This window comes from Ruegeria sp. HKCCD7251 (assembly GCF_013031165.1).
Classification (GTDB): Bacteria; Pseudomonadota; Alphaproteobacteria; order Rhodobacterales; family Rhodobacteraceae; genus Ruegeria.
In genome coordinates this window covers 17,456-42,375 of sequence record NZ_WPZC01000003.1, presented here as the reverse complement: position 1 = coordinate 42,375, position 24,920 = coordinate 17,456, and the positions used below count along the sequence as shown (strand labels likewise).

Genomic DNA, 24,920 nt, shown 5'->3' with positions numbered 1-24,920 from the left:
GGTTGGGATTTTGCGCAAGGCTTTGATGTCGGGCGCGTTTGCGTGCTGCGGCTTTGCGGTCACAGCCGAAACCGTTGTGATCGCGGCTTTGGGCGACTCGTTGACCCAAGGCTATGGGTTACCCGAACAGGAGGGATTTGTTCCGCAGCTATCAAGCTGGCTTCGGGACAAAGGGGCCGACGTGCGGCTGATTAACGCCGGAGTGTCCGGCGATACCACTGCGGGTGGGGCGTCGCGTGTCGGTTGGACCCTGACGCCCGAGGTGGACGGAATGATCGTCGCATTGGGTGGGAATGACCTGTTGCGGGGGATCGACCCGGCCGTGTCACGCTCTAACCTCGAAGCGATCTTGCAGGCCACGGATGCCGCAATGGTCGAGGTCCTGCTGGTCGGCATGCAAGCGCCGGGAAATTACGGCGCGGCATATAAGTCAGAATTTGACGCAATTTACCCCGATCTGGCCGCACAGTTTCAGACCGGATACGCTCCGGATTTTTTCGCGGGATTGGTGGCAGAGGGCGATCCGAATGCCGTCCGCGCTTACCTCCAGCCCGACGGCATCCACCCGAACGCCAAGGGTGTTTCTCTGATTGTCGAGGCGATCGGCCCAAGTGTTCTGGACCTGGTGAACCAGATCAACGACTGATCAGACCACCGTCACAACGGTTCCGACCGGAACACGCTCGTACAGGTCGATGACGTGCGCGTTCAGCATTCTGATGCACCCGTTCGAGGCCGCTGTTCCGATCGTCTGCGGCTGCGTCGTTCCGTGAATTCGGAAATAGGTGTCGACTCCGTTCTGGAACAGATAAAGAGCGCGGGCACCCAATGGATTGTCGCCCCCACCCGGTTGGACATAGTCGTTGTCCTTGAAGCGGGCATATGTCCTTGGTTCCCGTTCAATCATCTCTTCGGTCGGCCGCCAGGTGGGCCATTCTTTCTTGACGTCGATCGTAGCGGTTCCGGTGAATTCCAGCCCGGCCTTGCCGACACCGCAGCCATAGCGAATGGCCTTGCGCGGTTCGGTGACGTAGTAGAGGTAGAAAGAGCGCGGAACCACCAACAACTGGCCCGGCAGAAATTCTTTCTTGATCCGCACATATTGTGGCGTGGGATCGTATTCGACGGCTTTTTTCTTTGCCGTGGCCATTCCGGGGATCAAGCAGGTGGCTGCGGCTGTGGTAACGAATGTGCGACGTGTGAACATGGTGGTTCTCTTCAAATTAACACGGAAATCATAACGATAATGTTGAATGATATCCGATCCGGTCAATCACCGGGACAGAGTAACCGAAAAGTGATGTATTCCTGCGGACACAGTATCGCCGTGGTGCCGCCGGTCGAAAAAACAAGTCGAAAAAGAAAAAGGGCAGGGGATTATCCCTGCCCTTGGAACGGCTTACGCCAGTTCGATATTGTCAGCGCTTTCGCGGCCGTCACGACCCGAGCGCAGCTCGTAGGTGACTTTCTGATTGTCGGCCAGACCGGTGAGGCCCGAGCGTTCGACGGCCGAGATGTGCACAAAGATGTCTTTGCCGCCATCTTCGGGTGCGATAAAGCCGTAGCCTTTGGTGGTGTTGAACCATTTAACGGTGCCTGCAGGCATATCCGTGTCTCCTGTTTAGTGCTGCCCACGTGGATGCGGCAGCCTGGCGTCGTCGGTCTGGATCGAGTGACTGAGCGCCGTAGAAGGAGACAGTAGGTCGAAATAGAAAAACGTAAGCCCTTTGGATATGGCATTGGGGTGGGCGTGTGGCAAGGGTGTATGATTTCTGAGTACGTCGAAAAACTCGTCGAGTTTGGTTTGTTCAGAAAAAGCTTAATGATGGTCGGAGCTCTGGTATTAACATTCCACAGTATTTTTCCTGACAAAAATTAGCGGCCTCACTGTTTGCTAGGTGGAAATCAAAACGTGATTGGAGAGCAGGTTGTTTAGGTATTTGTCGACAATTCTATTTGTTACGTCAGCTTGCACGCATGTGAACTACGATGACATCGCGGCAGGTGAAATTAAAGGTTCCCTAACTCTTCTGTGGGTCGATGAAACCCAAAGAGGATCAGGCGACGGTACCTTCGTTTTCGTGCCGAACAAAGACCCTTTGCTTATGGAGCGCCATGATCCCCGTGCTACGGTTCCCGAGATTCGGCCGCAAATCATGTACACCGATGGCGGATCAATTCCCAAAGCCGCCCAAGCGCTGAAAGGGTTTTCGCCGTGGGGTTACGCGCCGGCTTATATGCTCCATGATTGGCTTTTTGTCGCTCGTAAATGCTTGAATGACAATGACGCGACCGCAGAAGAGCAAAAGATGGAGAGCGTGACATTCAAAGAAAGTGTGCGGATTGCGGTTGAAGCAATAAAAGGCCTGGAGGACAAAGGAACGGTCACCGCCAATCCTATAGCACCAAGAGTCATCGCTGCGGCGATTTCCAGTGGCATTTCCTACCGCCTCTGGAATGAAAAAGGCGCCTGAAAGAAAAATCGTATAAAGCCAAAACATCTTGGCCAAATTGACAAGGCTTTACCCGGATTAATCGACCGTAAGTTACTGCCCGCAGATCGCTTTGATAAATCCACTCAACCCGCGAAAATCATAACTACATTCTCATTTGACTAAAATAGGGTCGACCAAGATTGGTCGACCCTTATTTGTGGTTGGGTTTTAATGGAGCGCCCGATTATCTAGCAAACTTCTTATGTTTCAACCGCTTGGGCTCCAGCGCGTCCGGTCCCAGGCGGCGCTTTTTGTCCTCTTCGTAATCCTCGAAGTTGCCCTCGAACCACTCAACATGTGCGTCGCCTTCAAACGCCAGAATATGCGTGCAAATCCGGTCGAGGAAAAAGCGGTCGTGGCTGATGACCACGGCGCAACCGGCGAAATCGACCAAGGCATCTTCCAGTGCGCGCAGGGTTTCGACGTCCAGATCGTTGGTCGGTTCGTCGAGCAGCAGGACGTTGCCGCCCTCTTTCAGCAGGCGGGCCATGTGGACGCGGTTGCGCTCACCGCCGGATAGAAGAGAAACCTTTTTTTGCTGGTCGCCACCCTTGAAGTTGAAGGACGAGCAATAGGCGCGGGAATTGACCTGCGCGTCGCCCAGTTGGATGATCTCGGCTCCGCCGGTGATCGCCTCCCACACGGTGTCGTTGTCGGCAAGGTCATCGCGGGACTGGTCGACATAAGACAGCTCGACCGTGTCGCCCAGCGTAATGGTGCCGCTGTCGGGTTGTTCCTGGCCGGTGAGCATCTTGAAGAGCGTCGATTTACCCGCGCCGTTGGGGCCGATGACGCCGACAATGCCGCCGGGAGGCAGGGCGAAGTCCAGCCCTTCGATCAGTTGCTTGTCGCCCATGTGTTTCGACAGACCTTCGACCTCAATCACCTTGCCGCCAAGGCGCTGGCCGTTGGGGATGACGATCTGGGCGCGGGTCAGCTTTTCGCGTTCGGACTGCTCGGCGAGCTCGTTATAGGCGTTGATCCGGGCCTTGGACTTGGCTTGACGGGCCTTTTGGCCCTGACGCATCCATTCCAGTTCCCGTTGGAGCGTCTTCTGCTTGGACTTGTCCTCGCGGGCTTCCTGCTCCAGCCGTTTGGCTTTTTGTTCCAGCCATGCTGAGTAGTTGCCTTCGTAGGGAATGCCGCGGCCGCGGTCGAGTTCGAGGATCCAGCCGGTGATGTCATCCAGGAAATAGCGGTCGTGGGTGACGATCAGGATGGTGCCCTTGTAGTCGATCAGGTGCTGTTGCAGCCAGGCGATGGTCTCGGCGTCCAGGTGGTTGGTCGGTTCGTCCAGCAGCAGCATGTCGGGTGCTTCCAGCAGCAGTTTGCAGAGCGCCACGCGGCGCTTCTCACCGCCCGAGAGGTTGGCAATATTGGCATCGTCCGGCGGGCAGCGCAGCGCCTCCATCGAGACGTCGATCTGGCTGTCGAGGTCCCAGAGGTTTTCCGCGTCGATCGCGTCCTGCAGGGTGGTCATTTCCTCCATCAGCTCGTCCGAGTAATTCTCGGCGATCTCCATGGCGATCTCGTTAAACCGGTCAACCTTGGCCTTTTTCGCGGCTACACCCAGCATGACGTTTTCACGCACGGACAGCGATTCATCGAGCTGTGGCTCCTGCGGCAGGTAACCGACCTTTGCACCCTCGGCGGCCCAAGCCTCGCCAGTAAAGTCCGTATCGAGGCCGGCCATGATTTTCATCAGCGTCGATTTACCCGCGCCGTTGACGCCGACGACACCGATTTTTACGCCGGGCAGAAAACTGAGGTGGATGTTTTCAAAGCACTTCTTGCCACCGGGATAGGTCTTGGAGACACCCTGCATGTGGTAGACATATTGATAGGCGGCCATGTCGCGTCCTCTGGGTCGGGGAAATCAGGTTAGACCGCTAGATATCCAAGCAAGGCGGGCGGGGCAAGCTGGTGACTTTGTGAATTTCATTTGGAAATGTCGCGGGGTAAATGAACAGGAGCGACCGAGGGCTGTGTATTGAGCGGATTGGCGGAATTAATTGCGGGTTGGGCAATTCCCGGCCGGATCGAATGGATCGGATTGCGTCCTGATCGCCGTTCAGAAATGATTCAGAAAAATGAAGTCTTTATTTCTGACGAAGGGCTTTCAGGTGATCGCAGTCGCGCGGGCAAGCGGGCGGTCACGCTAATTCAGCAGGAACATCTGGCCGCGATTGGCTCGTATTTGGGGCGCGGGCCGGTTACGCCGAAAATCCTGCGGCGCAATCTGGTGGTTTCGGGGATCAATCTGGCCGCGCTCAAGGGGCGTGAGGTGCAGGTGGGCGAGGCCATCTTGCGCTTTACCGTGATCTGTGCGCCGTGCAGCCGGATGGAAGAGGCGCTGGGCAAGGGCGGATACTCTGCCGTGCGTGGACACGGCGGTTGGTGTGCAGAAGTGGTCCGGCCCGGGCGGGTCAAGCTGGGGGATGCAGTGAAACCTGTTGATTGACAAGCTGCCACAGTTCTGAACAACAGCAAGGGATGTTTCGACACGATATTCCATTTGCGCGACCCGGGCGGGTCGTTGGGCTGTTTGGCGGGTCATTTGATCCACCACATCAGGGACACGTGCATGTGACGCTTGAAGCGATGAAAGCCTTTGGTTTGGATCAGGTCTGGTGGCTGGTGACGCCGGGAAACCCGTTGAAAGATCAAGGGCCCGCACCGTTGGAGCGCCGGCTTGCGGCTGCGGGTGAAGTTATGCAGCACCCTCGCGTTGCGGTTACGGGTATCGAGACCCTTACTGGTACGCGGGCGACATCAGATACCCTGATGAAATTGCAGAAGCTTTATCCTGGGGTCCGGTTCGTATGGTTGATGGGGGCTGATAATCTGGCTCAGTTCCATCGGTGGAAAGATTGGCGGTTGATCATGGACAGTGTGCCCGTTGGCGTTGTCGCGCGCCCGGGTGACCGGATATCTGCCCGAATGTCGCCTGCGGCGCGGATTTATTCCAAGTATCGGATCGACGGGCAGGCTCGGCATTTGCTTGGGCGGGCTGAGGCCCCGGCGTGGTGTTTCGTGAACGTGCCGATGGTCCATGTCAGTTCAACCGATCTGCGGTCTCGGGGCGCTTGGGCGAATGAGGTGTTGCCCGAATAGCCCCAGAGGGCGCATAATGATCTGTGACCGGTTGTGCGCCTGTGATCTCTGGGATTTTAATTGACCCATGGCTGATCGTTTTTCACGTCGTAAGTTTTTAGGAGGGCTTGGCGCCGCCTTTGTCCCCGTTGCGGCCTTCGGTAATCCGCCCAAAGTATCGCTGAGACCGCAGCTTCGCGGAGCGCAGCCCAACGGGGCCGAGCGCCTGATCAAAGCAGCCGGTCTGAAAGGTGAAGTTGCCTTTGCCGTTGCCGATGTGGAAACCGGGGCCGAGTTGGAAGCGGTTGGGGGTAATCTGGGTTTGCCCCCGGCCAGCGTGGGCAAAGCTTTGACGGCCCTTTATGCATTGGATGTGTTGGGTCCTGACTATCGGTTCGAAACAAAACTGGTTGCGGACGGGCCGGTTGAAAATGGTGTCCTGAAAGGCGATTTGGTTCTTGTTGGCGGTGGTGATCCGCTGTTGGACACTGATGCGCTGGCGACGATGGCGGCTAATCTGCGTGAGGCGGGTGTCATCGAAGTGCGCGGCGCGTTCAAGGTGTATGACGGAGCCTTGCCCTACGTGTTCAGCATTGACCCCGGTCAGCCGGATCACTTGGGTTATAGCCCGGCCGTCAGTGGAATATCTCTTAACTTCAACCGGGTACATTTTGAATGGAAGCGCGAGGGGACGGACTACGACATTGCGATGGACGCACGAAGCGCGCGGTATAATCCAGCGGTCGATATGGCGACTATGCGGGTCGAGGGGCGCAAGACTCCGATCTATACCTATGAGCCAAGCGCGCGGCAGGATCGCTGGACTGTCGCTAAGGCCGCACTGGGCAATGGGGGGGCGCGTTGGTTACCTGTTCGCAAGCCCGCCCTTTACGCGGGTGATGTATTCCGAACACTGGCCCGGTCTAATGGGATCGTACTGGACCGCGTTCAGGTCACGCGCGAGATGCCTCAGGGTACGGACCTGGTTGTTCATTTAAGTGATCCGCTTGACGGTATTCTTCGTGGGATGCTGAAGTATTCGACCAACTTGACCGCTGAATTGGTTGGAATGACAGCGTCGAAAGCACGGGGCGCAGACCTTCAGACCTTACCGGACTCAGCGGCAGAGATGAATCGCTGGGCTGCCGAGACATATGGCGTAAACGGGATCGCCATGGTTGATCACTCGGGCCTTGGTGATGCGTCCCGTGTCGCCCCCGAAGATTTGGTCACGGCGCTGATCGAAGCACAAAAAACCGGTGCCCTACGGCCCTTGTTGAAAAAGTTCACTTTGGCAGACAGCCAGGGGCGCCCAGTCAAGGACCACCCGATCAAGGTGGACGCCAAAACCGGGACGTTGAATTTTGTGTCCGGGTTGGGCGGGTTCATTACGACGCCGGATGGGTCCGAGCTAGCGTTCGCCATCTTCACGGCTGATGTTGATCATCGGGCCACGATCCCACGGGCCCAGCGCGAGCGTCCGCAGGGCGCGCGCAGTTGGAACAGTCGTTCTCGCAGATTACAGCGCGCCTTGATCGAGCGTTGGGGAACCCTGAACGGCAGTTGAAATCAGGTAGTGTGACGCGCCCGTGCGCCCCGTTCGATTGCGGCGGCGTGCAGCCTGTCGATGTTCAGTTCGTACCGGATTTCTTCCAACAGGCGTAGCTCGGTTTCCGCAAGAGATCCATCAGCCGCGGCAACATCGCAAGCCAGAGCGTAGGCCGTTTCGTGCAGGCGTTCGGGCAAGTTGTCCCGGATCAGGCCGAACAGCGCATCCAGCCCGTCTTCTTGTTCGAACAGGTCAAATACGATTTGCGAAACACGCCGTGTCCGGTCGATGTCGTATTCGGCAAAGACCGGCAGCATGTTCACCGCGCCTTCGATTTTGACCAGTTCAGCAGTGCGTATGGTTTCGTCAGAGGCAGAGATCGCAACCATGATCGCGACAAGGCAATCTTGGGGGGACATAGGATGAGGTACTTGATCGGTCATGGTGTCGTCCTGATTAGGCTTTCTGCATCCGCACGATAGGAGGGCTGGCAGGCAGGTTCAACGGATTTTGCTTTGCCGCTGTTAGAGAATGGGCAAAGGCCCGCGTGTTTTTGTCTGGCGCAGCACAAAATTGCTGCGCGTGTCGCGAACCAAACCGGATTTTAAAAGGCGTTGCATGATGAAATGCTCAAGCTCTTCGGGGGTTTTGGCATAGACCTTGAGGATAAAGTCGTGATCCCCGGTAATTGAGGCGCACTCGACAATTTGCGGTTCGGTTTCGATCAGGCGCAGGAAGGCGTTGATGCTGTCTTCCTGATGTTCGCGCAGGGCTACATGGACATAGGCGATTGCGTTCAGCCCAACGGACTTGGCGCGTATCTGAGCCGTATAGCCCGCGATAATACCGACGGCCTCTAGATCGCGCACGCGCCGCCAGCATTGTGACGCGGATAATCCTGTTCGATCAGAAAGCTCCTGCATGGACAAGCGACCATCGGCCTGAAGCTCTTGCAGAATGGCGATATCGGCGGTTTGAAGATTTTGTGTCATATTTTTCATTTTTTCGACATATATCTGCCAAAATATCGAAATTTTCGGATGAATCCAAACCAATTCCCTCTGTCGACGTAGCTAAAATTCTCTTGAGGAGGAAACGTGATGCCGAAGTCGACCAAATACATCGCCAAAGTCGCCGATGCGCGCGGACATATTGCCTATACGCCAGAAGAGGACGCCGTTTGGGCCGATCTCTACGCAGCTCAAGAGGCAAATGTTCAACGTTATATGGCTCAGGATTACCTGGACGGGTTGGCTCGTCTGGATATGCCGAAAACGTCCGTACCTTCTTGCGCCGCAATCTCAGAGCGGCTCTTGGACCTTACCGGTTGGCGGGTGCAGCCGGTACCTGCCCTGATCGGGTTCAAAACCTTTTTTGGTATGTTGGCCGACCGCGTTTTCCCAGCCGCATCCTTTATCCGCTCGCGCGAGGATTTTGATTACATCGAAGAGCCCGATATTTTTCATGAGATCTTTGGCCATACTCCCTTGCTGAGTGATCCGCGCTTCGCCGCCTTTAGCCATGCCATTGGGAAGGCCGGTGTTCAGGCCGGTGCAAAGGACTATTCGTGGCTGATCCGCCTTTACTGGTTCTCGATCGAATTTGGTCTGCGCCGTCAGAACGGCCGGATCAAGGCGCTTGGATCGGGTCTTGCCTCGTCGCCGACAGAGCTGGTCTACGCCGTGGAAAGCGACATACCTGACCGGGATCCGTTCGACGTTCTTACGATCCTGCGTACCCCTTATCGGATCGACATGCATCAAATGGGCTATTTCGTGCTAAACTCGCCCGAAAACCTGTTTGAGGCCGCCGACCGAGACCTGTTGGCTGATGTACGGCAAGCGCAGACCCTTGGGCTGCTGCCGAACAAATTTCCGAAAAAAGTAACTGCAGCGGAGTGAATGAAAATGACCCTATCTGGAGAGACGTGCAGCCTATCAGACCGGACCTGTGTGCCCTGTTCTGGAGGAATCCCACCTTTGACGTCTGATGGGGCCAATACACATATGGCCGAGCTTGCCTCTGATTGGAAACTGGACGCGGACGCAATAACGCTGAGCCGCCACTATGCGTTCAAGGGGTTTGCCAAGGCAACGTATTTGGCCAATCTTTGTGCGTGGCTTGCGGATCAACAGGGCCACCATCCGGATATTGCGTTTGGCTGGGGTTATGTGGATGTCAAATTGACGACGCACGAAATTGGCGGGCTCAGCGAGAACGATTTCATTTGGGCGGCGAAACTGGATCAATTGACCGCCTGATCCCGCGTTTCCAGGCTTTCCCGTCAGGAAAAACCCCAGCCTTTATTGACTCATGCTGCACCGGCACAATAGGAGGGGCCGGTCGGTTGCATGCGGTGACCGGCGCTGTTTTTCCCGATGGAGCTTGTCGAATAATGTCTGAACTGCGTGAAACCGCGATGTCGTCCAAGGCCTGGCCTTTTGAAGAGGCGCGCCGGGTGCTCAAACGCTATCAGAAAGGCGCTCCGGAAAAGGGGTATGTGCTGTTTCAGACAGGGTATGGTCCGTCGGGCCTGCCGCATATCGGAACATTTGGCGAGGTTGCCCGGACTTCGATGGTGCGTCACGCGTTTGAGCAGATCAGCGATATTCCCACCAAGCTGATTTGTTTCTCGGACGATATGGATGGTTTCCGCAAAGTGCCGACCAACGTACCAATGCAGGAAGAGTTGAAAGAAGACCTGCACTTGCCGCTGACCAAAGTGCGCGATCCGTTTGGGACGCATGAAGGGTTCGCGCAGCACAACAACGCGATGCTGTGTGATTTTTTGGATAGCTTCGGGTTCCAGTATGAATTCGCTTCGGCCACCGATTACTATACCAGCGGCAAGTTTGATGAGATGCTTCTGACGGCCTTGGACCGGTTCGAGAAGATTCAGGAAATCATGCTGCCGACCCTAGGGGCAGAGCGGCGCGAGACCTATTCCTGCTTCCTGCCGATCAGCCCGAAAACCGGTCACGTTCTGCAGGTTCCCACGCTCGAGCGTAACGTGGCCAAGGGGACGATCGTCTATCAGGAGCCCGACGGTGAAAAGGTCGAAATCCCGGTCACTGGTGGCAACGTCAAGATGCAGTGGAAGCCGGATTGGGCGATGCGTTGGGCCGCGCTGGGCGTGGACTATGAGATGTCGGGCAAGGACCTGATAGACTCGGTCACGCAGTCGTCGAAAATCTGCCGGGCCCTGGGCAAACAGCCGCCCGAGTCGCTGAGCTATGAGTTGTTCAATGATGAGCAGGGGCAGAAGATCTCGAAATCGAAAGGCAATGGCTTGTCGATGGAGGAGTGGCTGACCTACGCCGCGCCCGAAAGCCTTTCGTATTTCATGTACCAAAAGCCCAAGACGGCCAAGCGTCTGTACTTTGATGTCATTCCCAAAGCGGTGGATGAGTATCACCAGCAGTTGCGGGCCTATCCGGGGCAAGAATTGAAGGCGCAGTTGAACAACCCCGTTTGGCATATCCACGGCGGCGACGTTCCTGATTCAACGCTGATGGTTTCGTTTGCGATGTTGTTGAATCTTGCGTCTGTGTCCGGCGCCGAGGACAAAGAGGCGTTGTGGGGCTTTATCCGTCGCTACGCGCCTGAAGCCACGGCCGAAACGCATCCTGACCTTGATCAGGCGGCAGGTTTTGCGGTTCGCTACTTCAACGATTTCGTCAAGCCAACCCGCCAACATCGTGCACCTACAGATCAAGAGCGCGAGGCGTTGGAAGCGCTTAAAGCTGCGCTTGCAGACTATGACGGTCCGATCGAAGATGAGGCGTTGCAATCCGTGGTCTATGCCATCGGGCGGGATCGGTTCGACCCGCTGCGGGGATGGTTTACCGCCCTGTACGAAGTCCTCTTGGGGGCCTCTCAAGGGCCGCGTTTTGGTGGATTTATTGCGCTGTATGGCGTGCCGGAAACGATTGCCTTGATCGACAAGGCGCTGGCCGGAGAACTGGTCTGATTTGACCTAATACCGCATGGGGCTACTCTTGGATCAGGAGGTGGCCCCATGCGCCGTATTATTCTTGCCGTAGCCTTCAGTGTTGGGCTGGTCACGAGCGGTGCCGCTCAGGATGCCGAGATCGAGGCCAATATCGCAGCCCAGATTCAGGCGTTCAAAGCGGATGATTTCGTCACCGCCTTTACCTTTGCCAGCCCGAATATTCAGAACATATTTCGCACGCCCGAGAATTTCGGGGCGATGGTGCGAAATGGCTATCCGATGGTCTGGCGACCGTCCGAAGTAAGGTTTCTGGAGTTGCGCGAAGTTGCCGGGGCATTGTGGCAGAAGGTGATGATCGTGGATGGGGACGGGCGTGCCCATATCCTTGATTATCAAATGATCCAGCTTGAAAGCGGGTGGAAGATCAACGGCGTCCAATTGCTTGGAAATTCCGACCCGTCCGCCTGATGCAACGCCTCCGTTACGGAGGCGTGATGGGCGATTAATTCCTTTTCGATACTCAGGATTTCGCGCTTGGGCATGGCTCTCGGGCACTGGGTTTATGCGCACGGTGACCTGCCGTAGCGCTAATGGGAAAGGGATTTCTATGAACAAGGCAATCACCGACGGCATCGTATTCATGCCGCCTGCTTTCGCAAATGGCCTCAATGTTTGGTCCAGCGGCGACGGAACGCCCGGATCGCCGACATATGACGGTTCAGGCACGGGCGCGTTTGTCCCCGCCGATGCAGATTTTGGCGGCTGTCTTGAAATCCTGAAGGTAAGCCCGAGGCAAAAGCTGCGATATATGGGGCAAACCCCGCTGCTGCCGGGCTGTTACTTGCAGATCAAGGCGCGGGTCAAAGCAATCAGTGGTCCTTTGCCCGAAGTCCGCATCGCGGCCTGGGCAGGCGGCGCGGGGGATGCCCATGTGACCGGAGTGGTCGAACAAGGTTCGGCAACGCAGCTTTCGGGCTACGGCACCGTGCACGAGGTCACGGCCATTGTGGGCACTGGTCAGCGCGCCGGTGTGGACATGCCTTGGGGAATTCAGGCGATCTACGGGCATTTCGGGCTGGATATCGAAGGCGCGAACGGTTCGGTTATCCGAGTCGACGACATCGAGATCGAGGATGTCACGGGTGTATTCCTGCGCGACATGATCAGCCTAGTCGATGTGCGGGATTTTGGCGCCGTAGGAGATGGTGTTGCTGACGACACTGACGCATTCGAGGCGGCCAACCAGGCTGCAAGCGGGCGACGTGTTTTTGTCTCCGAAGGTACGTACTTTTTGGCGCAGAGCGTGACCTTGTCGTCGGAGGTGGAATTCGAGGGCACCGTCACCATGCCTGACGACAAGATGTTGCTTTTGACCAAGAACTACAATCTGCCCGCCTACATCTTGGCGTTTGGTGATGAAGAGCTTGCTTTCAAAAAGGCGTTTCAAGCCTTGTTGAACAATTCCGACCACGAGTCCCTTGATCTTGGCGGCAGAAAAGTCGCGATCACCGGGCCAATTGATAGGGCGGCGGCAGTTCCAAACAAACAAGCCGGGTTTTCAACGCGCCGGGTGATCCGCAATGGCCAATTTGATGTCAGAAACAGCTCTGCCTGGGATACCGAGACTTTCACGTCAGTGGCGACCTACAATCCATCGGATCCGACACGCCTGAGAAATGTCGCCAATGTGGCCAATATCCCGGTGGGCGCGCTGGTTCAGGGCAGCGGTGTCGGGCGTGAAATCTAGGTGCGATCCAAAAACGTCGGCGCGGGCGAGATCACGCTGAACGCTCCGATTTATGACACCTCAGGCACGCAGACATTCACCTTTGTCGACTTTAAGTACCTTCTCGATTTCAGTGGCTTCAGCACATTGCGCAAGTTTGGAGTGGAAGAGATTGAATTCCAGTGCAACGGTCGTTGCAGTGCAATTCGCCTTGCGCCGTCTGGCAGCACATTCGCCATCACCAATTGCTTTATCAGCCGTCCAAAGGACCGTGGGATCACGTCTATCGGAACCGGGTGTCAGGGCATGCTGATCGACAATTGCCAATTCCTGTCATCCGAGGAATCCTTCAATGTTTCGGACCGCAAATCCATCGCGTTGAACGCGACAGCAAACGACATCAAGCTGCGCCACAATCGGGCGGTACGTTTTTTGCACTTTGCAGTTCTTGCGGGTACGAACAACCTTGTTCTGGGAAACCATTTCTTTCAGGGCGACAGTATTCCGCAGGGCGTCCGCACGGCTGGCCTCGTGATGATCGGCACTTATAACAGCTCGACAATTTCCGAGAATTACGTCGACAACTGCTTTGTCCAATGGACGAATGAAAGGGACGCCAATCCGGTCTACAGTGGTGGGTTCTCTTTCAGCGCCATGACCATCACGGACAATATCTTTTATTCCAGCCACGTCGCCCCGTGGTTTAGTCCAATCGTTATTCGCCCCCATGGTTCGGGTCATTTTCTGAACGGCGTCGTAGTGACAGGCAACAAGTTCCGCTCGACCAACGGCAATATCAACCGGGCGGAGCAAGTGGACACGACCTTTGCCGATCTGAACCGAAATGCCCATCTTAACGTCAAGTTTCAGGACAACACGTTCCACGGCGTTTCGGCAAAAGTCGAAAACCCTTTGCGGCTTCGATACTCAAAAAGCTCGACCTCGCAGGTCTGGACGATTGGAACCCAAGGGCGTCTGCCTTTTGGTGGCCGGGCGCGCGGGTGCGATGCCGTTACAATTATTGGGCAACTGAAGAACACGTTCGGGTCGACGGTCTACACGACACCGTATGTCAACTTGGAGCAGGGCTCTGACGGGGACCAAATCCAACTGCGATGGGCGCAAGGTGTCCGAGGCCAAGTGTCGGCAATAGTGCGCATGGAGTACTGAACCGCAATTCCACATGTGGTTCGCAGTGCACTCAGAACTCTCCCCAGATCGCAACCTTGATGCCTGTGTTATCACGGGCATCATTGCGTTCAAATCCCAGCACCCACGTTGTGGAACTGTCAGGATTGCGGACCATGACCGACGGACGCACCCGCCAATATAGGTCGTCGCCGGAACGATATGCGGTTTCGACCTGCAGCAAGGGGTCAACCCAGCGTCGCGATTTAAGGCCTGCAGTCAGATCTAGTTTTCGGATCAGGGCATTGTGGGTTCGGTATTCCAACGTGGTATCGACCGCGACCCACCCATTGCCCCAGCCGGTCTGAAAGCCTTTGCCGTAGGACAAAGTTGCCTTGTACAATGCCCACGCCCCCTTATGGCGGTGGTGCACGCCCACGCCAAATTCCGCCGCGAACCTTCCCTTTTCGCCCAAGCTGGCCAAGGGCAGGCGCGCAAATACGGTTGCGTGGCCGTAAAGGTCTCGGTTTTCCTCAAAGTCGAATCCAAGGGTGAGGTTATCTTTGTACCCCCACTCAGCGTACAGCGCGGACTTATAGTCATAACCATAGTCCCCATCTTTGAAAGCCGTGACAGATGCGGCGGTAAAGGCACTGTCCTTCTTGCGAAGCCACGGGCCGGGCAACGCGGGGGAAGCCGACAACATAAGCAGAAGAAGGGAAACAAACCGCCACATTCGCGCAGCATCCGTTAGCATTGTTAACGGATCGTTAGGATGTATTGATTTTCAATGATTGCAGCTTTGGGCAAAAGCCAAAGGAAACCCGCGATCTTTCCGAAACCTATGTTAAGTTCAATTGGAAAAGGGAGAATCCAGATGCCGAAGATTGCAAAGAACGCAAGCGTCCAGACTGTCATTACCACTTTTGAAATGACCCCGGGTACCTGTCACGATCTGCTGGAGGCTTTGACCGACGCCTATGCGGATTTCATCTCGAAACAACCTGGTTTTGTTGCTGCGGGTTTGCATGTGAATGACGCGCAGACCAGAATCGCCAATTACTCGCAATGGGCGCGTCGCGAGGATTTTCTGGCCATGCTGCGCACCCCGGAAATGCGGGAGCGCAACCGGAAGATCAACGAATTGTGCAGAAGCTTTGAGCCGGTTATGTATGATGTCGCCGAAACATTTGGCGGATCGTGACTTAAATCAAAGCAGCACGTTCTGTTGCGACGCATCTTTATCGTAAATTGAACGGAGGTGCGCACCATGTATCACAATATTCTTGTCCCGATTTCGTTTGATGCAGAACGGGATATATCCGGCCCCCTGAAACTGGCCGAGGTGCTGGCGACGCCGGATGCGCAGGTGACCCTGCTGCATGTGGTCGAGCATATTCCCAGTTATGCGATCTCATACATGCCGCCCGAATATTTGGCCGAGGCACGAAAGGCCCTGCAGTCGGAATTGGACGATCTGGCCGCGAAGCTGCCAAATGCCAATGGTGTATTGGTCGAAGGGCATTCAGGGCGGACCATTCTTGACTGGGCCGAAGAGCATAAGCCCGATCTGATAATCATGGCCTCCCACCGACCAGGAATGCAGGACTTGCTACTTGGTTCAACGGCGAACCACGTTGTACGCCACGCGGCCTGCGCGGTTCACGTGGTGCGGTGATCGGGCAATATGTCCGATGGGGCAAGGCGCCAAGCCTTGCCGAACCCGCCGTTCAGCAGACCGTCTGAAATGCGAAACCGCACAAAGCCGAAATCGGTAAAATCAACATAGAGCTTCGACTTGGGCCGCAGCTTTAGGTAATGCGCGCGCAGGCGATCATGTTCATCCGTACCACGCGCAACAAATACCGCATTTGCGTGCAGCGTAAGCCGCGGATGGGTCAAAGGGTCTCCGGTTGGTCCCGGTGCACCCAGTAAAACTGCGCAAACGGGGTTGGCCTGCAACGCACGGGTATGATCCGCCAGTGTCGAGATCAGGGTAAACGGCGTTCCGTCTTCGTCTGCGGCAATAGCGATACGCGACACTGACGGAGCCGGCATATCTGGCCGCAAAACCGCCAGAGCGCCATAGGTTGCTCTGGCAATAAGATCGCGGGCCAACTGACGGGCCGTTTCGTCAACAGGGCGGAATGGATCGGTGTTCGACATGTCAATTCTTGCGCCTTTGGCAGGGTGCGTCAGGTTTTGCGACATCTATGGCCGCGGGAACTTGGTATGACGTGCTACAGAACGAATCCACCTAATTTGAAGTATCGGCGAGGGGGCCTCGGATTCGCCGCAAATTCGATGTATCATAAGCTATGCCGCCCCGTGACCCCCACCCGCGACAGTTGTTTACAGACCCGAATACACCGGCCCGTCGCATGCGCGCCGATACCGTGCGACGACGCGCGTTGTCGCCCGTGCGCATTGCGATCATGATTTTGATGCTGCCGGTGACGACTGCGGCAATCGCGGTAACCGTTTATACGCGGACCTCTGAATTCGGCCGGGAGGAAGCCCTGTTTCACCTCATCGCTATGGCTGGTTGCCCAGTGGCCGAAGCCATCATACCCGGACCGTTCTTTGAAGGGTTGCCGGGCTATCACCGGCGCAATGACCCCGATGGCGACGGAATTGCATGTGACCCGCAATTGCAGGCGGCACCGCCCCAGGACCCGCAGACAGCACAACCGGACCCCGCTGGTCGCGCGGTTGGAAATGCAAAATTCCTTCGGCCCTAAGGTTCTGACATGACACGAGACGACTTCAACGCTTTTTGCGCGGGCCTCACGGCGACCACCCATGTTGTGCAATGGGGCAATGCGGATGTGTGGAAAGTGGGCGGCAAGGTGTTTGCGATCTGTGGCTGGAACGAGGGGCGCGACGCCTTTACTTTCAAAGCCACCGATCTGGCCTTTGAGGTGCTAAGTGATCAACCCGGCATCCGCCCCGCGCCCTATCTGGCCTCGCGCGGGATGAAGTGGCTTCAGGTCTACGAGGCACGCGGGATGAGCGATGCCTCCCTGTGCGAGCATATCGTGACCTCTTATGATCTTGTGGTGACGAAACTGACCAAGAAGGCGCGGGCGGAGTTGGGGGTTTAAGCTGCGCGGCAGTCCTGCAACATGTCGGCTCTACGCGCTGGGCTGCAACCTTGGAGTGTTAGGCTGCATACTCGGGTACGGCGCGCGGTTGAAAACACTCTGAATCCACAAGTATCAATACGGGATTTGACGCCGCCATGCTACCTTGCGCGCGGCGGGATCGTTTTGGTCGCGCCCTACGGCAATTTCGCCAGACGAGGGAGGAAAGTCATGTTTGCACGTATTACTCAATTCAAAATGAAGCCAGGCACACGCGAGGCCGCGACGGCGAAAATGAACGCGTTGAAGTCAGAAATCATGGGCATGCCCGGCATGCATAGCTTTACGAATGTGATGAATGAAGACGGCTCGGGCTATGTGATCTCCGTGGTCGAGAGCGAGGCGACCTCGAACGCGAATGCCCCGAAAGTGGCAGAGCTGTGGGGCCAATTCGCCGAATTCATGGAAGGCCCGCCAACGCCTGTTGGGTATGATGTGGTTGCCCACTGGGATAAGGGCTGAACACTGACCTGAGCGAGGAACACTCGCTCGGGTTCAGACCGTTCGAGGCTTACTCTCTTAATTCATATTGCTGTGAAAACGCAATGAGAACTATGTCAGGAATGGTTGCGTTCCGGACGCTTTAAGATAGGTGCGCTCCAGCACATTCACGAAAAACCCGCACGGGGTCAGCAGCGCCGTCCAGCGAGAATGTGGCCACATGATCCTGCGTGAATGCGTAGGCTATGCGGTTGTACTCCAACCCATCAAGCACGTTTCCGAAACCCGTATTCGTGACGGTCAAAGAAGTTGCGCCGTCGGATAGAACATGGCGCGATGTAGCAATCTCGATCGGGGACGAGCCTTCAAAACGCATTGCGAACCAAGGGGCCTGTTTCCAAACAGAGTTCGTTTGGGTCACGGTGATTGAATAAAGTGGTTTCGATGGATCGTATGTGAGAAATATTTTCGCCGCGCCGGTCTCGTGCGAAAGCGTGCAAATTGGACCAACTGTTGCATCCCACGCATAGGCAGGCGTGCTAAGGATCAGTGATATCAGAATGGCTCGCATACTTTGAACCTAGCCACGGAATGCGGTTAGGCAAGGCGGCTGAAGCAAACAACGCCATGTGCTGCAACTTTGTAAGCGTCGCCAACAGTCTAACGCTTCCGTCGCTTCACATTCCCACCGCGTTGCCCCGGACGTCCAGCCGTTGACCGACCACGCGATTTCACCGCATCCTCGGACGCTTTCTCGACCGCCCACTGCCGCGCCATGGGGTCGTCGGCGACGGCCAGATCGACCGCCTCCAGACGTTTGATCTCATCCCGGATATTGGCGGCCTCTTCGAATTCCAGGTTCTCGGCGGCTTTGCGCATTTGCTCACGCAACCCGTCCAGATGGGCCTCGAGGTTGGCGCCGTGCATCGGTTTGTCGATGGTGGCGGTGACGCGGTTCATGTCCACGTCGCCGTCATAAAGCCCGGCCAAAACATCCTCGACGTTTTTCTTCACCGTCTCGGGGGTGATGCCGTGTTCCTGATTATAGGCGAGCTGTTTGGCGCGGCGGCGGTTGGTTTCCTCCAGCGCGCGCTCCATCGAACCGGTGATCTTGTCGGCATACATGATGACGCGGCCATCGGCGTTTCGCGCGGCGCGGCCGATGGTCTGGATCAGGGATGTTTCCGAACGCAGGAAGCCCTCTTTATCCGCATCCAGAATGGCGACCAGCCCGCATTCGGGAATGTCCAAGCCCTCGCGCAGCAGGTTGATGCCGACCAACACGTCGAACGCCCCCAGACGCAGGTCGCGCAGGATTTCGATGCGTTCCAGTGTGTCGATATCCGAGTGCATGTAGCGGACTTTGATGCCCTGTTCGTGCAGATATTCGGTCAGATCCTCGGCCATGCGTTTGGTCAGTGTTGTGACCAGCGTGCGGAACCCGTTGGCGGCCACTTTGCGCACCTCGTCCAGCAGGTCGTCCACCTGCATCGAGACCGGGCGGATTTCAACCTCTGGATCCAGAAGGCCGGTGGGGCGGATCACCTGTTCGGTGAAGACGCCGCCGGTTTGCTCGATCTCCCATTTCGCCGGAGTGGCCGAGACGAAGACGGATTGCGGGCGCATGGCGTCCCACTCCTCGAACTTGAGGGGTCGGTTGTCCATGCAGGACGGCAGGCGGAATCCGTGTTCGGCCAGTGTGAATTTGCGGCGATAGTCGCCCCGGTACATGCCACCGATCTGCGGGACCGAGACGTGGGATTCGTCGGCGAAGACGATGGCGTTGTCGGGGATGAATTCGAATAGGGTCGGGGGCGGCTCGCCCGGCGCGCGACCGGTCAGGTAGCGCGAATAGTTCTCGATCCCGTTGCAGACGCCGGTGGCTTCGAGCATTTCCAGGTCGAAATTGGTGCGCTGTTCCAGACGTTGAGCTTCGAGCAATTTGCCTTCGCCCACCAGTTGGTCCAGCCGGATGCGGAGTTCCTTTTTGATGCCGATGATCGCCTGTTGCATCGTTGGTTTCGGCGTCACGTAGTGCGAGCTTGCATAGACCCGCACCTGTTCCATCGTTGCAGCGCGTTCGCCGGTCAGGGGATCAAACTCGGTGATCTGTTCCAATTCCTCGCCGAAGAACGACAGTTTCCACGCACGGTCCTCAAGATGAGCAGGCCAAATCTCTAGCGAGTCGCCTCGTACCCGAAAGGACCCACGCTGAAACGCCTGGTCATTGCGGCGGTATTGCTGGGCGACCAAGTCGGCCATCACCTGACGCTGGTCATACTCGTGGCCGACTTTCAGATCCTGCGTCATTGCCCCATAGGTCTCGACTGAACCGATGCCGTAGATACAAGAAACCGAGGCCACGATGATAACGTCATCGCGTTCCAGCAGCGCGCGGGTGGCCGAGTGGCGCATCCGGTCGATCTGTTCGTTGATCTGCGATTCTTTCTCGATATAGGTGTCGCTGCGCGGCACGTAGGCCTCGGGCTGGTAGTAATCATAGTAACTGACGAAATACTCGACCGAGTTTTCCGGGAAGAATCCCTTGAATTCCCCATATAGCTGAGCGGCCAGCGTCTTGTTGGGCGCCAGGATGATGGCGGGGCGCTGGGTTTCCTCGATCACCTTGGCCATGGTGAAGGTCTTGCCCGTTCCGGTCGCGCCCAGCAGAACCTGATCGCGCTCGCCGTCCATAACGCCGCCCGCCAGCTCTTTGATGGCTGTGGGTTGGTCCCCTGCCGCATTGAATTCAGTGTGCATAACGAACTGTTTGCCGCCTTCCAGTTTCAGGCGCGCGCGGACGTCTTCGGCGGTCAGTTGGGTCTTGTCGGAATGGGCATAAGGCATGGGCGGGCTCCGGATCAGGTCCTTACATTTGTTCTTATTTTGTCCAACTGCAAGACCTGATCCAGATTCTAGTCTCATTACGCGGCTTGAGGCTGGGCTGAGTGTTTCGGCGGTGATGTCCCGGTTGCGCTCTGGGCAAAGCGTTGCGTTTTTTCCGTCTGCACCTCAGCTCTTTCTAGCCCAATCTGATGACAATAGTTGTCATCAGAGGCAGGGGAATGGGCGCGACAATTGCCACCTTGTCCCGGAGCGCGCTCTGACGCATAAACGTCCTCAGCCAAGCGAGTACGGAGAGGCGACATGCGCGCACGGATTTACCAGCCTGCAAGGAATGCAATGACTTCGGGAATGGCCAAGACCCGCAAGTGGGTACTGGAGTACGCTCCGGCATCCGCGCGTGAGGTTGATCCGCTGATGGGTTGGACGTCATCCAGTGACACGCAGACACAGGTGCGTTTGAAGTTCGACACCAAAGAAGAGGCGTTGGACTATGCCAAGGATAACGGCATCGACGCGCAGGTCAGCGAGCCGCACAAGCGTAAAGCAAACCTGCGCTCGCGCGGCTATGGTGAGAATTTTGCCACCGACCGGCGCACTCCCTGGACACACTGAGTGATCGACATTCGGCTGTCCGACCCGACTTCACCGGCGCTGCGTCCGGTGGTTCAGGCTCATTTTGCCCACAGTGAAACAGCAGGTCCTGCTGAAAGCAATCACACGATGGATGCCGAAGGGCTGGCAGGGCCGGGAATTCGGTTTTGGGCGATGTTTGACGGGGGTCAGGCCGTAGGCTGCGGTGCGTTAAAGGAGCTTCCGGATGGGACGGCCGAAGTCAAATCTGTTCATGTCCTGGCAGAGGCACGGGGGCGGGGACTGGCGCGCATTATGATGACCCGTTTGGCAGAAATCGCTCGGGCCGAGGGCGTGACTGCGTTGGTTCTGGAGACCGGAGCAGACATTCTTCCTGAATATGACGCGGCGCGAAAACTCTATGAGTCGTTGGGTTATTCCTATTGCGGGCCAATCTTTGGCTACAAAGAGGATCCGAACAGCGCCTTCATGCGCTTGGCTCTTGAACCCCGGTCATAAAAACCGCAAGAAGGGCGCAGCGGTCCCGTAGCTCAACTGGATAGAGCAGCTGACTTCTAATCAGCAGGTTGAGGGTTCGAGTCCTTCCGGGATCGCCAATCACAAACCCCCGAAAAAACTACATAACCCCCTTATTTCCTTCGCTTTCCCGTTTGCACCCGCTGACAAACTCGGCCTTCCAGACTTCCGCCGATAAACGGGGAGGAACGGGGGTGGTTAGTGAATCCGTGGAACATCCGTGGAATATTTCCGCATCCGGTGCTATATGGGGAAGGTGCCGGGGAGGAGTGTGGGAACTCCGCCCCCGGCGATAGCCATCGTAAACAGTGGAGTAAAACGATGACCGAACCAAACTTAACCAAAGCTGATCTGGCTTTGAAGTATCTTCAGGAAGCACTGGCAACCGGGGTGCGGGGGGATCGCCGCAAAGCGATCCTGCATGCAATCGAAGTATTCGAGACAGGCGAATCCCGTCCCACTGCCGTTAACAACAAAACGCTGGATGCGATGAAGGGCGGCGACAAACTGACCGACCCTGATCACACTGGCCTGCTTTATCGCTGCGGTAAGGATGGCGTTGTTGCGTATTTCCGCTTCCGTCACCCTGTCACTGACCAGCAGAAGGAAATCCGCATCGGTGGTTATCCGGCGATTGCGCTGGGCGATATTCGTTCGATCTGTTCTGACCTGAGGGAACAGCGGCATCAGGGCAAAATCCCTGCGATGCCAGCAGCGATGCCCGTGGCGACTATGAGCGTTGCCCAGATGGTTGATCGCTATCTGGAGGAATACGCCAAACCCTTCAAACGCTCGTGGAAGGAAGATCAAACCCTTCTGCTGACGTATTTTGTCGAACCCTATGGCGATATCCCGGCCCATGAGATCACGAAGGAAACCATCGACTCAATCCTGCAGGGGCTGGAACGTGACCTGCAGAAGCGGGGCAAAACGATGCGGCGGAGTCAGATGCTTCGGGCCGTGTTGTCGAAGGTTTATAACTATGCACTGGCTGTTCCGCTGACGAAGGAGGCCGCCGAAGGCCAGCCCATCAACCGGCAGTCATGGTTGCCAGCAGGAACGGCGAACCCGGTGACGATGACGCAGAAGCCGGGATACAAAGCAAAGCGCCACTCCCCTAAGCTGGCAGAACTGCGGACTTTCTGCACTATCACGGCAGGGGCTTCTGCCGATGAAAGCGTGACGGATTCAACGGCACGGAAGGTGCTGCGGCTGCAGGCTTTGACGTTTACCCGCATCAACGAAGCCTGCCAGATTGAGTGGGCCGATCTCGATCTGGAAGCTGGCACGTGGACAATTCCCGAAGCGAAGTCGAAAAACCGGCATCCGCATACGGTGATGTTGTCCCGGCAGGCACTGGCACTGCTGCGGGAACTGGCACAGGAGCGGAAGGGTTCGCCCTATGTGTTCCCATCGGCAACCGACCCCCGCAAACCAATCTTAGAAAGTCTGGTGCAAAAGTTCTGGAGGCAGCAGCGGACGGAACACCCTGAAGTAAGTGAGCGGTTCGGTTCGCATGGATTGCGCCGGGCAGGGGCAGCGTTTGTGAAGCAGGCAGGCGGAAACGAAGATATTCGCGACCGTCTCCTTAACCACGTGAAGGGCGGAGTTGATGCCCTGTATTCAGCCGGGGAAACGCTGGATGATGTGGCCCTGCGGTATTCGCAACTATGGGCAGATCATCTGGACAGCCTGACTGCCGACAACATCACGCATATTTCGGAGGGTTGGGCATGAATATCGAAACACCCGCTGTTAGGACTGAGGATGAATTTCTGGACCTGAAAGCCGCCTGCGATGACGGGGAACTGGTTCAGGGTCTGGATGGGGTTGAGGATCACTATCTGCTGCAGGATGGGCGGAGGATCGCTAAGACGGTATACGATCACGTTGCCCCGCAGGTGCCCCATATCATCATGACACGCACCCCGATCACCCGGACAAACTGCGAAACATGGCAGGAGGCCGCCCAGATTGTCGATCAGTGCCCCGAATCCGAAGTCTATGAAATTTGGAGTGGCGAAGATTTCTACTACACCGCCGATGGCGTGAAATATGACGCCGACGATATCCGGGAGTTGCGGAAGTGGGTTGATAAGGAGCGGATGAAGGAGGAACTGCGGGAGGAATTCGCAGTTCGGGCAGGTGCAGCCAACCAGCAGAAGGCGAAGGAGTGGCAGCGGCTGATGACCCTGTTCTACTGGAAAGCCGTTGCAGATGGCATGGATCACAACGAAGCGCAGGAAGCAGCGTTTGATCAGTACCGGGCCTTAGCGGAGGCGAACGATGATCTGCGCAGCATAACACGGCCAACGGCGAATAAGTTCATGACGGAGGCCAACATGTCCGCGCACAAACCGAAGGGCAAACCGAAGTGAAGCGAACTGAGGGGGAGGCGATACAACCGCTAGATCGTCTCCCATATACATATAAGTGAAAAAATACCTCCCAACCTCCCATCGCTTTGTAATAAAACGGTAAATTTCTAGAAACCCCTAAAAAACCTCCCATAAACCTCCCGAAATCGGGGGGTTTTCGTTATTGCGCCCCCCGATGCCTGCAATAGCGACACCGCAAAGCCAGCCCTGCCGCAAAGTCATCTTTGCGGCAAAGTCCGGGCATTGCGGCAAAGCCAGCACAGCGGAGGTTTCCATGTCTACACCGAATAGCGACCGTCGGCGTTTGTCGGCGGAAAACTTGGAGTAAGACATGGAACAACAGCCCGACCAAACGCAGGGCGATTCCGTCGAATTCGATGCCATCGAACCCGACCTGATGAAGCTGGCAAAGTTCAGCGCGTCAACCGGAATCCCTCCCTCAACTGTCTATGACCTACTGGCACGTGATGAACTGGAGGCCGTCAAAATAGGCCGCGCCACATTCATCCGCATGGAAAGCTATGCGCGCATGCTGGACCGGCAGCGCTGGAAGCCCAAACGGGCAGCCGCCGCTTCAAAGCTGGCAGGACCATAACGCCCAAAACGGGGGCTAATCGTGGAACATCCGTGGAATCCTGCGATTCTCGGTGGCTTGTTTAGTAAACAGTATCAATAAGTTACGGCCAGATGGCGCGCTGTTAGCCCATCAGCAGGTTGAGGGTTCGAGTCCTTCCGGAATCGCCATTTTTAGCACCCTCTGAAAAGCCACTGAAAACGGTCAGCCTGCGTATGTCCGTCTGTTGTGCCGAGCATATATTATCGGGCCAAAATGTACCTTGCGATCAGCAAAATTCCGACAATCGAGGCAATTAATATTTCGGGGTTTTGTTCGAAATATCCGACCCAATAAGACAGGTTTGTGCTACTGCCGCCACTTCGTGAACCCGAGCCCGTAAAAGTGTCCGTCGCTATTCCGTATTCAAACATTGTAACATCCTGGTACCCATAAACTGGACGACACTCTATCACAGATCGCCAAATAAATCCCGTGGGCTGGCAAT

General features: G+C 56.4%; 28 protein-coding genes, 1 tRNA gene and 1 pseudogene. 21 read left to right on the top strand and 9 right to left on the bottom strand.

What is annotated here, in order from left to right:
- The first annotated feature begins 25 nt into the window (after positions 1-25).
- Positions 26-646, top strand: a complete 621-nt coding sequence (locus GOX75_RS09400; protein ID WP_171123199.1) for an arylesterase — start codon at positions 26-28, stop codon at positions 644-646.
- On the opposite strand, the gene GOX75_RS09395 is transcribed toward GOX75_RS09400, so the two are convergent.
- Together GOX75_RS09395 and GOX75_RS09390 are read right to left on the bottom strand one after the other, a co-directional pair.
- Complete coding sequence (locus GOX75_RS09395) at positions 647-1,207, bottom strand: L,D-transpeptidase (RefSeq protein ID WP_171122443.1); 561 nt, start codon at positions 1,205-1,207, stop codon at positions 647-649. It abuts the gene before it with no gap.
- A 192-nt stretch (positions 1,208-1,399) separates the two neighbouring features.
- Positions 1,400-1,606 carry a cold-shock protein gene (locus GOX75_RS09390; RefSeq protein ID WP_170378838.1) on the bottom strand — a complete coding sequence of 69 codons (207 nt, stop codon included), beginning with the start codon at positions 1,604-1,606 and terminating at the stop codon, positions 1,400-1,402.
- Between the two features lie 373 nt (positions 1,607-1,979).
- Here GOX75_RS09390 and GOX75_RS09385 point away from each other — a divergent pair, with 373 nt between their 5' ends.
- Complete coding sequence (locus GOX75_RS09385) at positions 1,980-2,474, top strand: hypothetical protein (protein WP_171122441.1); 495 nt, start codon at positions 1,980-1,982, stop codon at positions 2,472-2,474.
- Positions 2,475-2,679: 205 nt separating this feature from the next.
- On the opposite strand, the gene ettA is transcribed toward GOX75_RS09385, so the two are convergent.
- Positions 2,680-4,347: an energy-dependent translational throttle protein EttA gene (ettA, locus tag GOX75_RS09380; protein ID WP_171122439.1), complete on the bottom strand. Its 1,668-nt coding sequence runs from the start codon at positions 4,345-4,347 to the stop codon at positions 2,680-2,682.
- Between the two features lie 138 nt (positions 4,348-4,485).
- Between ettA and GOX75_RS09375 the strand changes: the two genes are divergently transcribed.
- The 3 genes from GOX75_RS09375 to dacB all read left to right on the top strand — a co-directional run bounded on the left by GOX75_RS09375 (position 4,486) and on the right by dacB (position 7,155).
- Positions 4,486-4,956 (top strand): MOSC domain-containing protein, encoded by a 471-nt coding sequence (locus tag GOX75_RS09375; RefSeq protein ID WP_171122437.1) that lies wholly within the window; start codon positions 4,486-4,488, stop codon positions 4,954-4,956.
- 32 nt (positions 4,957-4,988) lie between these two features.
- Entirely contained in the window at positions 4,989-5,609 is a 621-nt protein-coding gene (locus tag GOX75_RS09370; RefSeq protein WP_171122435.1) for a nicotinate-nucleotide adenylyltransferase, read from the top strand.
- 67 nt (positions 5,610-5,676) lie between these two features.
- The gene (dacB, locus tag GOX75_RS09365; RefSeq protein WP_171122433.1) at positions 5,677-7,155 is read left to right on the top strand and encodes a D-alanyl-D-alanine carboxypeptidase/D-alanyl-D-alanine-endopeptidase; all 1,479 of its coding nucleotides are present in this window, start codon (positions 5,677-5,679) and stop codon (positions 7,153-7,155) included.
- Between the two features lie 2 nt (positions 7,156-7,157).
- Here dacB and GOX75_RS09360 read toward each other — a convergent pair whose 3' ends face one another.
- Positions 7,158-7,580, bottom strand: a complete 423-nt coding sequence (locus GOX75_RS09360) for a tellurite resistance TerB family protein (protein WP_170427104.1) — start codon at positions 7,578-7,580, stop codon at positions 7,158-7,160.
- An 81-nt stretch (positions 7,581-7,661) separates the two neighbouring features.
- Positions 7,662-8,129: an Lrp/AsnC family transcriptional regulator gene (locus GOX75_RS09355; protein ID WP_171122431.1), complete on the bottom strand. Its 468-nt coding sequence runs from the start codon at positions 8,127-8,129 to the stop codon at positions 7,662-7,664.
- 108 nt (positions 8,130-8,237) lie between these two features.
- Here GOX75_RS09355 and GOX75_RS09350 point away from each other — a divergent pair, with 108 nt between their 5' ends.
- From GOX75_RS09350 to GOX75_RS09330, 5 genes and pseudogenes are all read left to right on the top strand, one after another.
- Entirely contained in the window at positions 8,238-9,038 is an 801-nt protein-coding gene (locus tag GOX75_RS09350; protein WP_171122429.1) for a phenylalanine 4-monooxygenase, read from the top strand.
- Between the two features lie 78 nt (positions 9,039-9,116).
- Positions 9,117-9,398, top strand: coding sequence for a 4a-hydroxytetrahydrobiopterin dehydratase (locus GOX75_RS09345; protein ID WP_217354425.1), 282 nt, complete (start codon positions 9,117-9,119; stop codon positions 9,396-9,398).
- Positions 9,399-9,532: 134 nt separating this feature from the next.
- Positions 9,533-11,107 carry a lysine--tRNA ligase gene (locus GOX75_RS09340; RefSeq protein WP_171122425.1) on the top strand — a complete coding sequence of 525 codons (1,575 nt, stop codon included), beginning with the start codon at positions 9,533-9,535 and terminating at the stop codon, positions 11,105-11,107.
- A 48-nt stretch (positions 11,108-11,155) separates the two neighbouring features.
- On the top strand, positions 11,156-11,557 hold the full coding sequence (locus tag GOX75_RS09335) for a DUF4864 domain-containing protein (protein WP_171122423.1): 402 nt from the start codon (positions 11,156-11,158) through the stop codon (positions 11,555-11,557).
- Positions 11,558-11,696: 139 nt separating this feature from the next.
- Positions 11,697-13,985: pseudogene (locus GOX75_RS09330) on the top strand (glycosyl hydrolase family 28-related protein).
- A 31-nt stretch (positions 13,986-14,016) separates the two neighbouring features.
- Here GOX75_RS09330 and GOX75_RS09325 read toward each other — a convergent pair.
- A complete protein-coding gene (locus tag GOX75_RS09325; RefSeq protein ID WP_171122421.1) occupies positions 14,017-14,679 on the bottom strand; it encodes a hypothetical protein in 663 nt (220 codons plus the stop codon).
- Between the two features lie 141 nt (positions 14,680-14,820).
- Here GOX75_RS09325 and GOX75_RS09320 point away from each other — a divergent pair, with 141 nt between their 5' ends.
- Positions 14,821-15,147, top strand: a complete 327-nt coding sequence (locus GOX75_RS09320) for an antibiotic biosynthesis monooxygenase (protein WP_171122419.1) — start codon at positions 14,821-14,823, stop codon at positions 15,145-15,147.
- A 66-nt stretch (positions 15,148-15,213) separates the two neighbouring features.
- Positions 15,214-15,621, top strand: coding sequence for a universal stress protein (locus tag GOX75_RS09315; protein WP_171122417.1), 408 nt, complete (start codon positions 15,214-15,216; stop codon positions 15,619-15,621).
- Here GOX75_RS09315 and GOX75_RS09310 read toward each other — a convergent pair.
- On the bottom strand, positions 15,606-16,109 hold the full coding sequence (locus GOX75_RS09310) for a HugZ family protein (RefSeq protein ID WP_171122415.1): 504 nt from the start codon (positions 16,107-16,109) through the stop codon (positions 15,606-15,608). The two genes, GOX75_RS09315 and GOX75_RS09310, sit on opposite strands and share 16 nt — an antisense overlap.
- A 269-nt stretch (positions 16,110-16,378) precedes the next feature.
- On the opposite strand from GOX75_RS09310, the gene GOX75_RS09305 reads away from it, so the two are divergent.
- The 3 genes from GOX75_RS09305 to GOX75_RS09295 all read left to right on the top strand — a co-directional run bounded on the left by GOX75_RS09305 (position 16,379) and on the right by GOX75_RS09295 (position 17,548).
- On the top strand, positions 16,379-16,684 hold the full coding sequence (locus GOX75_RS09305; RefSeq protein WP_371808147.1) for an excalibur calcium-binding domain-containing protein: 306 nt from the start codon (positions 16,379-16,381) through the stop codon (positions 16,682-16,684).
- A 9-nt stretch (positions 16,685-16,693) separates the two neighbouring features.
- Positions 16,694-17,047, top strand: a complete 354-nt coding sequence (locus GOX75_RS09300) for an MmcQ/YjbR family DNA-binding protein (RefSeq protein ID WP_171122411.1) — start codon at positions 16,694-16,696, stop codon at positions 17,045-17,047.
- A 210-nt stretch (positions 17,048-17,257) separates the two neighbouring features.
- Positions 17,258-17,548 (top strand): antibiotic biosynthesis monooxygenase, encoded by a 291-nt coding sequence (locus tag GOX75_RS09295; RefSeq protein WP_171122409.1) that lies wholly within the window; start codon positions 17,258-17,260, stop codon positions 17,546-17,548.
- 121 nt (positions 17,549-17,669) lie between these two features.
- On the opposite strand, the gene GOX75_RS09290 is transcribed toward GOX75_RS09295, so the two are convergent.
- Positions 17,670-18,098, bottom strand: a complete 429-nt coding sequence (locus GOX75_RS09290; protein ID WP_171122407.1) for a hypothetical protein — start codon at positions 18,096-18,098, stop codon at positions 17,670-17,672.
- A gap of 89 nt (positions 18,099-18,187) precedes the next feature.
- Positions 18,188-20,374 (bottom strand): excinuclease ABC subunit UvrB, encoded by a 2,187-nt coding sequence (uvrB, locus tag GOX75_RS09285; RefSeq protein WP_171122405.1) that lies wholly within the window; start codon positions 20,372-20,374, stop codon positions 18,188-18,190.
- A gap of 300 nt (positions 20,375-20,674) precedes the next feature.
- Between uvrB and GOX75_RS09280 the strand changes: the two genes are divergently transcribed.
- The 6 genes from GOX75_RS09280 to GOX75_RS09255 all read left to right on the top strand — a co-directional run bounded on the left by GOX75_RS09280 (position 20,675) and on the right by GOX75_RS09255 (position 24,454).
- Positions 20,675-20,986 (top strand): ETC complex I subunit, encoded by a 312-nt coding sequence (locus tag GOX75_RS09280; RefSeq protein WP_171122403.1) that lies wholly within the window; start codon positions 20,675-20,677, stop codon positions 20,984-20,986.
- Positions 20,987-21,463, top strand: coding sequence for a GNAT family N-acetyltransferase (locus GOX75_RS09275; RefSeq protein ID WP_171122401.1), 477 nt, complete (start codon positions 20,987-20,989; stop codon positions 21,461-21,463).
- A 21-nt stretch (positions 21,464-21,484) separates the two neighbouring features.
- Positions 21,485-21,561, top strand: a tRNA-Arg gene (locus GOX75_RS09270).
- A gap of 241 nt (positions 21,562-21,802) precedes the next feature.
- The gene (locus GOX75_RS09265) at positions 21,803-23,218 is read left to right on the top strand and encodes a site-specific integrase (RefSeq protein WP_170794263.1); all 1,416 of its coding nucleotides are present in this window, start codon (positions 21,803-21,805) and stop codon (positions 23,216-23,218) included.
- Entirely contained in the window at positions 23,215-23,859 is a 645-nt protein-coding gene (locus GOX75_RS09260; protein WP_170794261.1) for a hypothetical protein, read from the top strand. Before GOX75_RS09265 ends, GOX75_RS09260 begins: the two co-directional genes overlap by 4 nt.
- A gap of 331 nt (positions 23,860-24,190) precedes the next feature.
- Positions 24,191-24,454 (top strand): helix-turn-helix domain-containing protein, encoded by a 264-nt coding sequence (locus tag GOX75_RS09255; RefSeq protein ID WP_170794259.1) that lies wholly within the window; start codon positions 24,191-24,193, stop codon positions 24,452-24,454.
- Positions 24,455-24,920 lie beyond the last annotated feature (466 nt).